The following is a 14,283-nucleotide window of genomic DNA, read 5'->3' as shown; positions in this document are numbered from 1 at the left end:
TGCCATTCCATCGCGGCAACGCGCTTTCAAGAATAGCCAGATGCGCCCCCCTCCCGTCTCGTACTTCGTGGTCAGCGCCGTGTTCCACTACCTCGGTCCGGCGTTCGCCGTGCTGCTCTTCGCCCACGTCAACGCGCTCGGCGTCGCGTGGCTGCGGATCGTCAGCGCCGCCGCCGTGTTCGCGGTGTGGTGCCGGCCGTGGCGTGTGCTGCGGCGGGCCGACCGCAGGGAGCGCGGCCTGCTGGTGGCCCTGGGCCTGACGCTCGCGGGCATGAACTCGCTCTTCTACCTGGCCCTGGACGGCCTGCCGCTGTCCACCGTCGGCGCGATCGAGTTCCTCGGCACGGTGGCCCTGGCGGCGGCCGGGATCCGGACGCCCCGGAACCTGTGCGCCCTGCTGCTCGCCGTGGGTGGTGTGGCCGTCCTCACCGACATCCGCCTGGCCGGGGAGCCGTTGGCCTTCGCGTTCGCCTTCGGCAACGCGGCCCTGTTCCTGCTCTACGTCGTGCTCGGCCACCGCAGCGCCAACTCCGGCGCCGGCGCAGTCGACCGACTCGGCGCCGCGATGCTGGTGGCGGCCGTGGCCGCCACCCCGGTCGGGTTGGCGGCCGGCGGCGCCGTCGCGTTCGCCCATCCGACCTGGCTGCTGTGGGGCGTCGGCGTCGGCGTGTGCTCCTCGGTGATCCCCTACGTCGCCGACCAGCTGGCGATGGCCCGACTCCCCCGCGCCACGTTCGCCCTGCTGCTCTGCCTGCTGCCCGCCGTCGCCACGCTCGTCGGGCTCCTCGTCCTCGACCAGGTGCCCACCCCGCAGGACCTGCTCGGCATCGCCCTCGTCGTCGGCGGCGTCGCGCTGCACCACCAGGACACGAAGGAGAACCAGACAGCATGAAGCCGGAGATGACCTACGCCCGCCTCGGCACCACCGGGCTGACCGTCTCGCGGATCTGCCTCGGCATGATGAGCTGAGGCCGTGGTGGCGGCGGTCCGCGCGGTCGCCGAGGCGCGCGGCTGCCCGCCGGCGCGGGTGGCGTTGGCCTGACTGCTCGGACGGCCGGCGGTCACCGCACCCATCGTGGGCGCGACGGCCACCCACCACGTGGACGACGCGGTGGCGGCGGTGGCCCTGACGCTGACCGAGGACGAGACGACGGCCCTCGAACGCTCCTACCGCCCCCACCCGGTCATCGGCCCCGTGTGAAACGACGACATCGTGCGCGGTGAGTCCCGTCTGACGGGACTCACCGCGCACGATGTCCCGCCGCCAGGGACCGCCCGAAGCGCCGCATCTCCCCGTCCGGGAAACGCAGCACACCGGCGGCGAGGTTCTTGGAGTCACGGACGGCGAACCCGCCGGATATGCGCATGATCTCCACGCAGTCGGGACCGTCGCCTGGGCTGTAGGACGACTTGGTCCAGGTGCCGTCGAGTGGGGCCGCGTACAGATCCTTCGGTCCAGAGTTCACAGCTCATCCACCATCCGCTTGACGAGATTGACCGATGCCGTTGGGTCCAAGGCGTTCGCCGCGAGGTCGGCGAACTTGCGTCGGGCTCGACGGAGTTCACTCACATCATCCGTGAACTCGGCATTGCGGGACTTCTCGTGTTGCACCACGCTGGGCTCGTCTGGACCCGGGAAGTCGATGATCATAAACGGCGTGCCGAAGACCGCGGGCGCTCCAGCCGACAACGGGACCACCCGCAGAGTGATGTTGCCGCGCTGCGTCTCCTCAGCGACTCGGAGCAGCTGCTCGCGCATCACCAGCGGGCCGCCCACGACCGCGCGCAACGCGACTTCGAGGCAGAGCACGTCGAGCGTCACGGCGTTCGGCCGGGTGAGGATCTGCTGCCGCTGGAGGCGCGCCTCGACGAAAGCCTCACGTCGGTCGATACTCTCGTCCTTCTGGCCGAACTTCGCCAACGCCTCGATGTAGGCCCGGGTCTGGAGCAGGCCGGGGATGTAGTTCCCCGTGTGGGCCGAGATCCTCTCGGCGGCGTCTTCGAGCGGGAAGATCTGCGCACTCATCCGGGGGAAGAGATCACGGATCTCCGGCTTCTCCCACCACATGCGGGCGGATTCTCGCGCCGTGCGGATCTTGGTCGCGATGGCCGCGCGACGCACCGCGTCAACGCCGTAGAGATCGAGCAGCGGGCCGATCTGTTCGTCGGTAGGCCACTTGCGGCCGACCTCGATCTGCGAAACGCGAGCCTGAGAGATGCCAAGACGCGCCGCCACATCGGCCTGCCGCTTGAACCCCGCCTGGATCCGGAGGTCTCTCAACTCGACGCCCACCTCGCGCCGCAGTCGGATCGCGTTGGTATTGACGCTGGTTGACACGATGCTCCCTCAGATGTCGCCCTTCAAGGCACCCGTTCGGGTGAGCGAGGCCCGGCAGGACCCACTACCGGTCGTACGACCGGTAGTCTGCCACACGCTACGCAGGCGCATGAACACAATGCGCTGTCGAACCCGACGGTTAGGGGAACACGCATGGCCTCACCCGCGCAGTCCGCCGCCCTGTTCGCCTGGACCTTCCCGCGTGAACCCCCTTCCGTCGCGCTCGCCCGCGCGTTCGTCAGCGACGTCCTTCCGCACGTGCCCTGCGTCCGGTGCAACGAGGAACTGCGGCAGACGGTTGTGCTGTTGGTGAGCGAGGTGACCACGAACGCCGTGCGGCACGGGGCGGGGTCACACTTCCTGGTCGAGTGCCAGGTGCCCGACCCCACGCGTCTGACGGTCACCGTCCACGACGACGGGCCGGGCCTGCCCTGCCCCCGCGTGGCGACGGCGGAGGACGAGGGCGGGCGCGGCCTGGCGCTGCTTGACCTCCTGGCCGACGAGTGGCGGTACGAGCATCGCGGCCCCGGTAAGGCCGTCGCCTTCACGGTCACCGCGCCCACGCTGCGGTCTCGGAAATGCGCCGTTCGGGTTACCGCCCTACCGTGAATGAGGAAAGTCGACGAGAAGCTCCCCGCTGCGGGAGCGTCGCGCCGTCGCACAGTGGAATTCATCGCGCAGGAAGCACCCCACCATGCAGATGAACACGGTGTACGACTACGCCATTCATGGCCGTTACCCCCAGCCGACGGGAAAAGGTCCGCTGGACGTCACGGTCTGCAACATGTTGCCCATTCCCCTGGCCGTGTACGAGGGAATCGGCCTCGAGCGCTTCGGATTCGACCCGGACTCGGGGACGTCAGACCTTCAGTGCCCGCCGCGGATCCTTCCTCCCCATGACCCAGGCAAACCGGATCGCGTCACGCTGTGGCCCGACAAAGAGAGCTACCTGCTGTTCATCAGCGCCGTGGGTCAGTCCTTCGTTGCCGCGGCGCAGGTGACCGGGGAAACGACCGAGGTGAGCGTGAACAGCTGGTACCTGCTGGAGCCGAACGACATCGGGACGGTGCCGACGCCGGACGCCACGGAGGGAACGGTCGTCCCCGCTGACTCGCCGCCCGTCGTCGTGGGGTGCGGCAGGGTGGCGGATCCCACCGGTTCCCCCGGCTCGCCGAACGTCGTGATACGCGAGCAGTTCTGGCAGGCCCTGCCGGACTCGTACAGCGTCGCGCCCGGCGAGAAGAAGCAGTACAGCCTTGAGGTCACCTCCGGAATGCAGCGGACGACCTCGGAGGAGGACACGGTCGCGGCGTCGGTCAGCGCGTCCGTCGGTGGCGGCTGGGGGCCCGTCTCGGCCTCGGTGTCCGCGGCGCTGAGCGCGTCCTCCACGACGTCGCAGCAGGTGGTCATCAGCGAGGAGACCACCAAGTACGTCTCGGACACGCACGGACTGCCGGACGACCACGTGTACCCGAAGATGGTCATGCACTGGCAGCTCACCGACCGCGTGACCCTGTACGACAGCGCCACCATCGCCTCGGACCCGGAGAGGGCGCCCCTGAGCTCCGTCGTGGTGAGCACACAGCCGACGCTCGCGAGTTCCTCGGACATCGTGCCCTGACGCGCTCGTCCGGAAAGGCTCGGTCGATGACATGAACCTCGACACCACGCACCAACAAGCGATAGACGGAACGCTCACGTCACCGACGTCGGCCACCGCCCCCGCGGGCTGGGTGACATTCGAGAACAGGACGCCGCTGCCGCTCGGCGCCTACCTGCTGTCCGACACGGGAAGCCGGCTCGGGATGGTCCCGGGCGACGCCGGGCGGAGGGCCGTCGACGTGGGATACCCGCCCGTTCCGGTCCCGCCCCTGGGCACGACCGCGTTCCAGGTGGGACCGGCCCTCAACGGTTGGTACTTCGTCCTGGTCAACGCGGCCACGGGCGCCTTCGTCGACGTCCGGAGCGCGTACGTCAAGCAGGAGGGCGGCGAGTGCCGCATCACCGTCACGCCGAGAGACCTGTGTGCGCCCAATGCCATCGGGAAACCACCCAGGCCCAACAGAGCCGTCGTCATCCCCACCGACTCGGCACGGGTCACGGTCGGCTGCGGAGCCCTCCGGCACGAGGACAACCGCGTCGCCCTCGAACAGTACTGGCGACGCCTGCCGCAGTCCTACAGCCTGGGACCGCAGGAGGAACGGGTGGTGAGCTACACGACGACCTCCGGCATGGACACCACGACGTCGGAGCAGCGTCAGGTGGCCGCGTCCGTCGGGCTCGACGCCAGCGTCGGGTGGGGACCGATATCGGCGAGCGTATCGGCGTCGCTCGACCTGAGTTCGAGTACCTCGCAGCAGGTGAACGTGCGATCCCAGACGACGTCCTTCGTGTCCGAGTCCTTCGAGAACAAGCACGACACGACCAAGCTGATCCTCCTCTGGGAACTGACGACCGTGGCGACGATCTTCGGTCCGGAGGGCACGGCGCTGGCGTCGATCGTGTACGGATCGGAGGATCCCGCGGTGATCGGGGGCCCTTACGACATCGACCACCTGGACCCGCGCCCCCTGGACAAGGCGGAGCCCATGAGCCAGGACATGCGCGCGATCCTGTCCGGCGACAGGGCACTCACCTAGGGCCGGGAGCACGCATGCCCGTCTACTACCTCGTGTACCAACGCGTGGACGCCGGCGCACGGATACTGCTCGCCCGGAAGAACATCTACTACGGTGGCAACCGGCATCCCTACTTCCGCCCACACGAGTGGCCCGTGCCGCTGAACAACGCGGGCCAGATCGTCATTCCGGGAGGGAATCCACCGCAGGGATTCTTTGGAGTGCAAGGCGCCCGAAGGGAATTCCGGGAGGAGGTGGGAATCAACTTCGACGATGACCAGGTCCGCGGCTGGGACTGTGTGGGCGACGAATGGCGGTACAGCCCTGGTAATTTCGTCACCTACTACCAGCGGGTGGAAGACGTGGCCGATCTGGTCGCACGAGGAAACGCCGCCATCGGTGCCCACGGGCTGCGCGTGCACGCCGAGCTGTTGCACGTCTTCGCCGTCGACAGCGCGCAACCAGGCTTCGGCCGCACGGCGCCCCAACTTCAAGGGGATCTCGCAGCGCAGTACAACGACCTGGGCGCCTGGCACCAGCACCACCCACACCCGCCCCTCAACGCCCCTCCCAAGGCAGCGGACCCTCAGAAATGGGCGGGGGACAGGATGGCCGACGATCCCGGTTGGTACACCAGCTCGGTGCAGTACTTCAATCAGCATCTGGACCAACACCCGTGAGGCCGCCGGCCGGCCTCACGGGTGACGTACCGCCTGGGCAGCGCGGCTACCCGGCGCCCTCGACGAGCACCCGGACGTCCCAGGGGCCGAGCAGCAGCTCGTGGCCCTCGGGCAGGGCGGTGTCGGTCAGCGGGTCGGTGGCCGGGGCCGGCAGGCGGTAGGCCGTGGAGTCCCAGGACCAGTTGTGCAGGAACCGCAGCCGGGTGCCGTCGGCGGCGGTGGCGCCGGTGAGGGTCTGGCTGGGGTGGGTGGGGCGCCACGGATCCTCGTCCGGCAGGCACCAGGCGAAAAGCGCCGCGGCCAGCGCCGGGTCGGGCACGGTGCCCAGGTAGCTGACCCGGCCGGCGCCGTGCCGGCGGGTGGTGAGGGCCGGCCAGCGGCCGAAGTGCGGGTGGTCGTAGCCGGCCAGCACCTGGGCGCCGGCGCCCTCGGGCGCCTGCACGCCGTCGATCCAGCGCGTTCCCTGGCCGCCGCCGTCCGGCAGGACCAGCGGCGAGCCGGGCGCCGCCCGGACGGGCACGGGCTGGCGCAGCGTGGAGAACTCGTCGTAGTGGATGCCGGCGGCCTCGGTGAGGAACGCCGGCTTGCGCTCCAGGCGGGCCCGGGCCTCGGCGTCGCCGTATCCGGTGCGGATGCCCAGCAGCAGGTGTCCGCCGGCCGCCGCGTAGGCCGCCAGCCAGCGCAGCTCCGCGTCGTCGGCGACGAGCAGCCCGGCCGCGACCAGCACCGGGTGGCTCGCGGCGAACGCGGCCGGGTCCGCGCCGAACGCCTGGCCCTGGTGGACGATGCGGGCCTGCCGCCCGGCGTCGAAGACGCCGCGGTAGAGGGCGTCGAAGACCGCCTGGTAGGAGTTCCGGTCGGGCCCGCCGTCCGGGTCGGCCAGCATCGGGTTCTCCTGCAGCAGCCACTTGCTGTCCGTGGAGTACAGCAGCGCCACGTCGGCGTCCGGGGTGAGGCCGGCGACCAGGCCGCCCAGGCGTTCCAGCTCGGCGCCCAGGCCGGCCAGTTCGGCGTACACCCGGCCCGGCTCCTGGCTGTGCGGCAGGATGCCGCCCCAGTAGGTCTCGGCGCCGTAGTGCAGGGTGTGCCAGTGCCAGTACTCGATCATCCGCGCGCCGCGCGCGACCAGGGCCCAGGCGGCCTGCCGCCACTGGCCGTCGTAGGCGGGCTCGTTGATCCAGGCCGGGCCGATGGCCTGGGCGTTGGTCTCGGTGACCAGGAACGGCTCCTGGCGCGAGGCGTACATCCGGTCCGCGGACCGGTAGAGCGCCCATGTGCCGTGGGTGGTCCAGCCCTGGCCGGATTCGCCGGCCGCGGGGGGCAGTTGCAGGCTGTCCTGCATCCGGTAGTACGGGTTGCCCGCCGTGACGTCGAGGCGGCGGGTGAGGTCGTCGTCGTGGACGGTGCGCCGCTCGTAGGCGATGCAGGTGGTGACGAACTGCTCGGGCCGCGCGTACTCGCGCACGACGTCGGCCTGCCAGCCGATGAAGTCGGTGGTCAGCGACCCCTGGAAACGGCGCCAGGCCAGGTCGTACTCCGGCTGGCCGTTGGCGTCCGGGGTCCACAGGTCGGCCCAGGTGGACAGCCGGTGCGACCAGTAGGTCAGGCCCCAGCGCTCGTTGATCTCCTCGACGGAGCCGTAGGTGTGCCGCAGGTGGTCGACGAAGCGCTGGAAGACGCCGCGGTTGTGGAAGATCTCCAGGCCCGGCTCGTTGTCCACCTGCCAGCCGATGACGGCCGGGTGCCCGGCGTACCGCTCGGCGATCCGGCGGATCACCCGCTCGGCGTGGAAGAGGAAGGCCGGGTGGGTGTAGTCGATCTCCTGGCGGATGCCCCAGCCCATGGGCTGGCCGGTGCGCCGCTCGGCGTTGATCTCCGGGTAGCGCCGCGCGAGCCACGGCGGCACCGCGTAGGTGGGGGTGCCGAGGATCACGGCGATGCCGCGGGCGTGCGCACCGTCCAGGACCGGCTCCAGCCAGTCCAGGTCGAAGACGCCGTCCTCCGGCTCCCAGGTGGACCAGACGGACTCGCCGACCCGGATGACGCTGAAGTGGGCGCGCGCCATCAGGTCGAGATCGGCGTCGAGTCGGGGCGAGGGCTGGTACTCGTGGTAGTACGCGGCCCCGAACAGAACGCGGTCGGGTAGCTCTGGCATGCGGTGCATCAGCCTTTCACGGCGCCGGTGGACAGGCCCTCGAGCAGCTGCTTGCGCAACAGCAGGAAGACCAGGATGGTCGGTACCGAGGCCATGACGGCGCCCGGCAGCACGAGGTCGAAGGCCCGGTTCTCCGAGCGGAAGAGGATGTTCAGGCCGAGCGGCACGGTGTACTGCTCGGTGTCGGAGATCAGCACCAGGGGCCACAGGAAGTGGTTGTAGCTCTGCAGGAACTGCCAGACGCCCAGCGCCCCGAGCGAGGGCCGCAGCAGCGGCAGCACGACGCGCAGGAAGATGCCGAACTCGCTGGCCCCGTCGATGCGCGCGGCCTCCAGGATCTCGTCGGGGATCGACTGGATGATGTACTGCTGCATCATGAAGATGCCGAAGGCCGGCGCCACCCAGGGCACGGTCAGGGCGAACCACGGGTTCGAGAACCCCGACTTGACCACCAGGATGAACAGCGGGATCAGGATCACCGCGAACGGCACGGACAGCGAGCTGAACATGATGCTGAACAGCACCCGCTTGCCGGCGAAGCGGTACTTGGCGAAGCCGAAGCCGGCGAGCGCGCAGACGAAGACGGCGACCACGGTGGAGATCAGGGCCGTGATGACGCTGATCCCGAACCAGTTCCAGAACGGCTGGCCGTCCAGCAGGTTGGTGTAGTTCTCGGTGGTGGGCGAGTCGGGTATCAGCTTCGGCGGGTACTCGAAGATGTCGCCGCGCGGCTTGAAGGAGGCGCTGATCGCCCAGACCATCGGCGCCACGAAGACCAGCAGCAGCGCGGTCAGCGTCACGTACAGCAGCACGCGTCCGGGGGTGGGCCACCGGCGTGGCCGGGACGGGACGGGTGCGGGCCGGGTGGACGGCGTCCGTGGGGCGGTCGCGGTGCTCATGAGATCCTCCCGATGGACAGCAGCCGGTTCAGCACCTGACTGATCCCGAAGACGATGACGAACAGCACGAGCCCGGCGGCGGCCGCGTAGCCGAACTGCTGGCGCTCGAAGGCCGCCCGGTAGACGAACATGGCGACGGTCAGCGTCTCCTCGCCGGGTCCGCCGCCGGTCACCAGATAGGGCTCGTCGAACAGTTGGGCCGAGCCGATGAACGAGGTGACGACGACGAACGCCGTCACCGGCTGGATGGACGGCAGCGTCACCGTCGTGAACTTCCGCCACATGCCGGCGCCGTCGATGTCGGCCGACTCGTACAGCTCACGCGGCACGGCCTGGAGCGCGGCGAGGAAGAAGATGGTCAGGTAGCCCACCCAGCGCCACATCAGCACGAAGCTGACGGAGACCTTCGCCATCGTCGGATCGCCCAGCCAGTCCACGTTGCCGGTGCCGAACAGGGCCCGCAGCACGGAGTTGACCACGCCGTACTCGCGGTCCAGCAGCAGGCTGTAGACCAGCGAGATCACGATGGGCGACAGCACCATCGGGACAAAGAAGGTGACCCGGAACAGGTCCCGGGCGCGCAGGCCCCTGACGTTCAGGGCCTGGGCTATCAGCAGGGCCGCCGGGACCACCAGGAAGACGCTGACCAGCACGAAGATCAGCGAGTTGGACAGGGCCTTGTGGAAGCTGGTGTCCTGCGCCAGATGGGAGAAGTTCCGCAGGCCGACGTACTCGGGGGTCCCGAGGCCGACCCACTCGGTCAGGCTCAGATAGACCCCGACCAGGATCGGGACGATCATGAACAGGCCGTAGAGCACGTAGAACGGCGCGATGAAGGCGTACGGCGCCAGCTGGCGGCGCCGGCCCGGCGGTCGGCTCGCCGCGGGCGCCTGTGCGGTCTCGGGGGGCGTGGCCTGGGGCGTCGTGGCGGTCATCGGGTCTGCCCTTCGAAGTCGTCCGTGGCCCGCTCCAGGGCCTCCCGCGGTGACATGTCGCCGTTGTAGGCCCGGAGCAGGTAGCCGCTGAGCACCGTGTCGATGACCGGCCGGTCGGCGCTGAGGTAGAAGACCGGCGCCTCGTCCACGATGTCCCGGTAGACCTCGAACATCCGCTGGCCGCCGCAGTACTCGTCCTCGATCCGCAGCAGCGCCGGGTCGTCGAAGACCGAACGCCGGGTCGGCAGGTATCCGAGCTCCTGGTAGCGGCGGATCTGCTCCTCGGGGGTGAGGTAGGCGGCCCGGATCAGCTCGATGCCGCCCTGGGTGTTCTCCTTGCCGCGCAGCGAGGCGAAGCCGGTGCCGCCGAGGAACGAGGCCCGCGAGCCGCCGTCCCGGAAGACCGGCAGCGGACGGATCCGCCACTGCCCCGACTGGTCGGGCACGTTGGGCATCAGCCCGTAGACCTTGTACCAGGTGGCCATCCACAGGCCGATCACCTGGTTGTTGTGCAGCGCGGCCTGCATCGCGGGGCCGTAGTAGTCGGACACCGTGCTGAAGACGCCGCTCTGCACGCCGCGAACCAGGAAGTCCAGGCTCCGCTCGGCCTCGGGCGAGTCCAGCGCGAGCCTGCCGTCCTCGTCGAAGAGCATCCCGCCGTTCTGCAACAGCAGCATCTCGTAGCTCTGCACCACCGCGGTCAGGTCGCTGCCGCCGGTGACGACGGCGCCGAAGGACACCCCGTGGCGCTCGTGCGCCCGGGTGGCGGCGTCCAGGAACTCCTCCCAGCTGCCGATGTCCGTGGGCATGCCGACCCGCTCGAACTCCGGCTGGCGGTAGTAGTAGACGGCCAGCGGCGTGTCGGAGTCGAGGGCGTAGAGGTTGCCGTCCTTGGTGAACGGCGCGGTGCGCACGGTGAGCAGGTCCTCGCGGACGTCGGCGACCGCGTCGTTCAGCGGTTCCAGCAGTTCGGCCGCCAGCTCGCCACGCAGCACGCGCGGGAACTGGTTGATCTCCAGCCCGGCCACGTCGGGGGTGCCGCGACCGGCGATCGCCTGGGCGATCATCTTGGTGACCACGTCGCGGGCCCCCACGATGGTGGGGTTGAGCTGCCATTCGAACGGGGTGGTGCCCGCGCGGTTCTCGGCGGCGGCCCGGAAGAAGTCCACGTAGGCCACGTCGTGGGTCCAGAACGACAGGTCGACCGTGCCCGAGGTGAGCGGTTCGGCGTCGAGTGTGCTGCCGCAGCCGGACAGCCCGCCGCCCAGCGCGGCGGCCCCGAGCCCGCCGCCGAGCCGCAGCAGCCGTCGCCTCGACAGATGCGTGTGTGGGGTCATCTCTCTCCCTCGCTGGCGCTTCTCTTGCCGGCACTGCCCTCGCGGGGTGGGGTGGCGCTGTCCCTGACCACCAGCTCGACCGGGACGCGCCCGGACTCCGCGGGTGGTGGGGTGCCGGTGATGGCGGCGATCAGCCGCCGCATGCCCTGTTCGGCGATCGCGTCGAAGTCCTGGCGGACCGTGGTCAGCGGGACGGACAGATAGGCGGCCTCCGGGACGTCGTCGTACCCGACGACGCTGACGTCGTCGGGCACCCGCAGCCCGGCCCGGGTCAACGCGTGCACGGCGCCGATGGCCATCTGGTCGTTGGCCACGAACAGCGCGGTCAGGGCGGGGCCCGCGCCGGCGGGGCCGTCACCGGCCGAGAGCCTGCCGGCGGCGCGGAGCAGCTCCGTGGTGGCGCGGTGGCCGGAGGCGGGGGACCAGTCGCCGTGCACCGGGGGCGGGACGGCGGCGCCGGCGGCGCGCAGCGCCGCCCGCCAGCCCGCGACGCGGTGCTCGGTGACCTCCCAGCCCGGCGCCCCGGCGACGTGGTGCACGGTGCGGTGGCCCAGCCGCAGCAGGTACTCGGTGGCCGCCCTGGCGCCCGCGGCCTCGTCGTTGCCGACACCCTCGACGCGACCGGCACCGCTGCCGACCGGACCGGCGGGGTCGGCGGCCGGCGGGTAGCCGATGGCCAGCACCGGGATCCCGTGCGGCACGTGGTTCGCGGCCGAGGTGGTGCCGAGCCAGGTGGCGATGACGACCCCGTCGAGGCCCTGGCTGACCAGATGCGTCACGAGGTGACGGGTCTCGTCCTCGTCCTGGTCGTCCGCGTGCCCGACGCTGACGTAGTAGCCGGCGCGGCGGGCCGCCCGTTCCAGCCCGCGCAGCACGGCGGCCGGGCCGAAATACGACGTTCCGGTGGCGACGATGCCGATGCGGCGGGAGCGCCGGGTCACCAGCGCCCGCGCCGACTCGTTGGGCCGGTAGCCGAGCCGGGCGATCTCGCGCAGCACGCGCTCCCTGAGCGCCTCGCTGACGTGCGGCTCGCCGTTGACGACGCGGGACACGGTCTTCTGGGAGACGCCCGCGCTGGCGGCCACATCGCTCATCGAGACCCGGCCCGTCACCCCACCAGCTCCCTCACCAGCACGTCGTCGCACCCGGTTGACTGCGCAGTCAACCGGCGCGGGCAACGCTAGGGAGGGTGGCCGAAAAGAGTCAATACATCGGTTCGAGATTCCGAGATGCGTTCGACCAACCGGTCATCGCAGGACCGCCCGGGCACCGCCGGTACGGCGGCGGGCCCCGCCCGGCCGGTTCACGTCCCGTCGGCGGGGGTGCGGACCTGGGTGAGCTCGTATGGGGGCATCTCCCAGGCCCTCAGGGTCTGGGAGATGCCCCCATGCCCCGCTTCGCGGGGGCGTCACAGCCGGTCGCGGCGACGCCGGCCAGCGCCGCGACCGCCGTGCCCGCCGTTCTCACTGGCCTCACTGGCCTCACTGGCCTCACCCCACGCTCAACTCCCCAACGCCTCCCGTTGCGCGTCGTCCAGCTCCGCGCAGCCGGCCACCGCGAGGTCGAGCAGGGCGTCCAACTCCCCGCGGTCGAACGGCTGTCCCTCCGCGGTGCCCTGCACCTCGACGAAACGACCATCCCCCGTGCAGACCACGTTCATGTCCGTCTCGGCCCGCACATCCTCCTCGTAGGCCAGGTCGAGCATCGGCGTGCCGCCGACGATGCCCACGCTGACCGCGGCCACCCGGCCGGTCAACGGCTGCGACCTCGCCTTGATCAGCTTGTGCCGCTGCGCCCAGTCGATCGCGTCGGCCAGCGCCACGTACGCGCCGGTGATGGCCGCGGTGCGGGTGCCGCCGTCGGCCTGGAGCACGTCGCAGTCGAGCACCACGGTGTTCTCGCCGAGCGCCTTGAAGTCGAGGACGGCGCGCAGCGATCGGCCGATCAGCCGGGAGATCTCGTGCGTCCGGCCGCCGATCTTGCCGCGCACGGACTCGCGGTCGCCACGGGTGTTGGTGGCCCGCGGCAGCATCGCGTACTCGCTGGTGACCCAGCCGAGCCCGCCGCCCCGCCGCCAACGCGGCACGCCCTCGGTGACGCTGGCGGTGCACAGCACGCGGGTGTCGCCGAAGGAGATCAGCACGGACCCTTCCGCGTGCTTGCTCCAACCGCGTTCGATGCTGACGGGACGGAGTTGGTCGGCCGCTCGGCCGTCGATACGAGCCATGCCGGGAGCCTAGCCCGTCGCCGCCCGGGGCCCGTCGGGCCGGCGGCGCCGCCGGCCCGCCTAGACCTGGTAGACCGCCCCGGGCCTGGCCAGTTCGACCGGTCCGTCGAAGACGGCCTTGGCGTCGCAGAGGTTGACCTGGGCGTCGGTCCACGGCGGGATGTGGGTGAGCAGCAGCCGCGCGGCGCCCGCCTCGCTCGCGCACTCCCCCGCCTGCCGACCGTTGAGGTGCAGGTCCGGCACCTCCTCCTTGCCGTAGGTGAACGACGCCTCGCACAGGAAGAGGTCCACCCCGCGGGCCAGCTCGGTCAGCTCCTTGCAACAGCCCGTGTCACCCGAATAGCAGAAGGCCCGGTCGCCGTACTCGACGCGGAAGCCGAAGGTCTCCACCGGATGCGCCAGCCGCGCCGTGCGGACCGTCAGCGGGCCCAGTTCGAAGCTCCCGCCCGGGGTGAGCGTGCGGAAGTCGAAGACCTCGCTCATCGACTCCTCGGAGGGGGTGTCCCCGTAGGCCGCGGTCAGCCGGCGCTCGGTGCCCACCGGGCCGTACACCGGGATCGGATCGCAGCGCCCGCCCTCGTGCCGGTAGTACCTGGCCACGAAGTAGCCGCACATGTCGATGCAGTGGTCCGGGTGCAGGTGACTGATCGCGATCGCGTCGATGTCGTAGAGGCCGATGTGTTTCTGGAGCTCGCCGAGGGCGCCGTTGCCCATGTCCAGGAGCAGCCGATGGCCCTCGGCCTCGACGAGATAACTGGAGCAGGCCGAGTCCGCGGACGGGAATGACCCCGAGCAGCCGACGACGGTGAGCTTCATAGACGGGGGAACCTCCATAGTGGGGTTCGAACGACTGTAAGTCGCGGAACGCGCCGTCGCTCCTCATGCGAGGCTTGGTGTGGGCGGAATCACCAGCGCGGGGTACCGTCGCAGACGTGGACGCTCTGTGGTGGCTGGCGTTGGTGGCCGTGGCCGCGCTCGCCCTCGTCGCGACGCTGATCGACGGGGTGGGTCGACTCGGCCCGCGACGCCGGGGACGCGGCCGGCGTTCCCCCGAGCGACGACCCGAACGCCCGTCCGATCCGCCACCGGACTGA

Annotated in this window: 15 protein-coding genes and 1 pseudogene; 7 read left to right on the top strand and 9 right to left on the bottom strand. The window is 70.5% G+C overall.

The genetic code is table 11. The features are described from left to right. Nucleotides 1–40 precede the first annotated feature (40 nt). Nucleotides 41–892 carry an EamA family transporter gene (locus ABGB06_RS00435; protein ID WP_347584522.1) on the top strand — a complete coding sequence of 284 codons (852 nt, stop codon included), beginning with the start codon at nt 41–43 and terminating at the stop codon, nt 890–892. Nucleotides 893–970: 78 nt separating this feature from the next. Next, nucleotides 971–1,201, top strand: a pseudogene (locus tag ABGB06_RS00430) (aldo/keto reductase); the annotation flags it as partial. A 40-nt stretch (nt 1,202–1,241) separates the two neighbouring features. On the opposite strand, the gene ABGB06_RS00425 reads toward ABGB06_RS00430, so the two are convergent. Beyond that, the gene (locus tag ABGB06_RS00425; RefSeq protein ID WP_347584521.1) at nt 1,242–1,466 is read right to left on the bottom strand and encodes a DUF397 domain-containing protein; all 225 of its coding nucleotides are present in this window, start codon (nt 1,464–1,466) and stop codon (nt 1,242–1,244) included. After that, nucleotides 1,463–2,338 (bottom strand): helix-turn-helix transcriptional regulator, encoded by an 876-nt coding sequence (locus ABGB06_RS00420; protein WP_347584520.1) that lies wholly within the window; start codon nt 2,336–2,338, stop codon nt 1,463–1,465. The genes ABGB06_RS00425 and ABGB06_RS00420 overlap by 4 nt, the downstream gene beginning before the upstream one ends. A 153-nt stretch (nt 2,339–2,491) precedes the next feature. Here ABGB06_RS00420 and ABGB06_RS00415 point away from each other — a divergent pair, with 153 nt between their 5' ends. From ABGB06_RS00415 to ABGB06_RS00400, 4 genes are all read left to right on the top strand, one after another. Further along, a complete protein-coding gene (locus ABGB06_RS00415; RefSeq protein ID WP_347584519.1) occupies nt 2,492–2,947 on the top strand; it encodes an ATP-binding protein in 456 nt (151 codons plus the stop codon). Nucleotides 2,948–3,032: 85 nt separating this feature from the next. Continuing rightward, a complete protein-coding gene (locus ABGB06_RS00410) occupies nt 3,033–3,959 on the top strand; it encodes a hypothetical protein (RefSeq protein ID WP_347584518.1) in 927 nt (308 codons plus the stop codon). A gap of 112 nt (nt 3,960–4,071) precedes the next feature. After that, the gene (locus ABGB06_RS00405) at nt 4,072–4,977 is read left to right on the top strand and encodes a hypothetical protein (protein ID WP_347584516.1); all 906 of its coding nucleotides are present in this window, start codon (nt 4,072–4,074) and stop codon (nt 4,975–4,977) included. A 14-nt stretch (nt 4,978–4,991) separates the two neighbouring features. After that, entirely contained in the window at nt 4,992–5,636 is a 645-nt protein-coding gene (locus ABGB06_RS00400; protein ID WP_347584515.1) for an NUDIX domain-containing protein, read from the top strand. 46 nt (nt 5,637–5,682) lie between these two features. Here the strand turns inward: ABGB06_RS00400 and ABGB06_RS00395 are convergent, their stop codons facing one another. The 7 genes from ABGB06_RS00395 to ABGB06_RS00365 all read right to left on the bottom strand — a co-directional run bounded on the left by ABGB06_RS00395 (nt 5,683) and on the right by ABGB06_RS00365 (nt 14,005). Next, nucleotides 5,683–7,791 (bottom strand): beta-galactosidase, encoded by a 2,109-nt coding sequence (locus ABGB06_RS00395; RefSeq protein ID WP_347584514.1) that lies wholly within the window; start codon nt 7,789–7,791, stop codon nt 5,683–5,685. Nucleotides 7,792–7,799: 8 nt separating this feature from the next. Next, a complete protein-coding gene (locus ABGB06_RS00390; RefSeq protein WP_347584513.1) occupies nt 7,800–8,690 on the bottom strand; it encodes a carbohydrate ABC transporter permease in 891 nt (296 codons plus the stop codon). Then, nucleotides 8,687–9,625, bottom strand: coding sequence for a sugar ABC transporter permease (locus ABGB06_RS00385; protein WP_347584512.1), 939 nt, complete (start codon nt 9,623–9,625; stop codon nt 8,687–8,689). Before ABGB06_RS00385 ends, ABGB06_RS00390 begins: the two co-directional genes overlap by 4 nt. Then, nucleotides 9,622–10,962 carry an extracellular solute-binding protein gene (locus tag ABGB06_RS00380; protein ID WP_347584511.1) on the bottom strand — a complete coding sequence of 447 codons (1,341 nt, stop codon included), beginning with the start codon at nt 10,960–10,962 and terminating at the stop codon, nt 9,622–9,624. The genes ABGB06_RS00385 and ABGB06_RS00380 overlap by 4 nt, the downstream gene beginning before the upstream one ends. Further along, entirely contained in the window at nt 10,959–12,074 is a 1,116-nt protein-coding gene (locus tag ABGB06_RS00375; protein WP_347584510.1) for a LacI family DNA-binding transcriptional regulator, read from the bottom strand. The genes ABGB06_RS00380 and ABGB06_RS00375 overlap by 4 nt, the downstream gene beginning before the upstream one ends. 389 nt (nt 12,075–12,463) lie before the next feature. Next, nucleotides 12,464–13,189 carry a ribonuclease PH gene (rph, locus tag ABGB06_RS00370; RefSeq protein ID WP_347584509.1) on the bottom strand — a complete coding sequence of 242 codons (726 nt, stop codon included), beginning with the start codon at nt 13,187–13,189 and terminating at the stop codon, nt 12,464–12,466. 60 nt (nt 13,190–13,249) lie between these two features. Beyond that, a complete protein-coding gene (locus ABGB06_RS00365; RefSeq protein ID WP_347584508.1) occupies nt 13,250–14,005 on the bottom strand; it encodes an MBL fold metallo-hydrolase in 756 nt (251 codons plus the stop codon). Nucleotides 14,006–14,121: 116 nt separating this feature from the next. Here ABGB06_RS00365 and ABGB06_RS00360 point away from each other — a divergent pair, with 116 nt between their 5' ends. Further along, nucleotides 14,122–14,283, top strand: a complete 162-nt coding sequence (locus ABGB06_RS00360; RefSeq protein ID WP_347584507.1) for a hypothetical protein — start codon at nt 14,122–14,124, stop codon at nt 14,281–14,283.

It is taken from the genome of Streptomyces sp. B6B3 (genome assembly GCF_039871525.1).
In the GTDB taxonomy this organism is placed as follows: Bacteria; Actinomycetota; Actinomycetes; order Streptomycetales; family Streptomycetaceae; genus Streptomyces.
The sequence above is the reverse complement of the archived record's forward strand: the minus strand, read 5'-3'. Positions and strand labels throughout refer to the sequence as shown.

Bases quoted from the DNA above. Each gene is read 5' to 3' on its own strand.
- ABGB06_RS00435 (WP_347584522.1), top strand. From the start codon at position 41: ATGCGCCCCCCTCCCGTCTCGTACTTCGTGGTCAGCGCCGTGTTCCAC.
- ABGB06_RS00415 (WP_347584519.1), top strand. From the start codon at position 2,492: ATGGCCTCACCCGCGCAGTCCGCCGCCCTGTTCGCCTGGACCTTCCCG.
- ABGB06_RS00410 (WP_347584518.1), top strand. From the start codon at position 3,033: ATGCAGATGAACACGGTGTACGACTACGCCATTCATGGCCGTTACCCC.
- ABGB06_RS00400 (WP_347584515.1), top strand. From the start codon at position 4,992: ATGCCCGTCTACTACCTCGTGTACCAACGCGTGGACGCCGGCGCACGG.
- ABGB06_RS00395 (WP_347584514.1), bottom strand. From the start codon at position 7,791: ATGCCAGAGCTACCCGACCGCGTTCTGTTCGGGGCCGCGTACTACCAC.
- ABGB06_RS00390 (WP_347584513.1), bottom strand. From the start codon at position 8,690: ATGAGCACCGCGACCGCCCCACGGACGCCGTCCACCCGGCCCGCACCC.
- ABGB06_RS00385 (WP_347584512.1), bottom strand. From the start codon at position 9,625: ATGACCGCCACGACGCCCCAGGCCACGCCCCCCGAGACCGCACAGGCG.
- ABGB06_RS00380 (WP_347584511.1), bottom strand. From the start codon at position 10,962: ATGACCCCACACACGCATCTGTCGAGGCGACGGCTGCTGCGGCTCGGC.
- rph (WP_347584509.1), bottom strand. From the start codon at position 13,189: ATGGCTCGTATCGACGGCCGAGCGGCCGACCAACTCCGTCCCGTCAGC.
- ABGB06_RS00365 (WP_347584508.1), bottom strand. From the start codon at position 14,005: ATGAAGCTCACCGTCGTCGGCTGCTCGGGGTCATTCCCGTCCGCGGAC.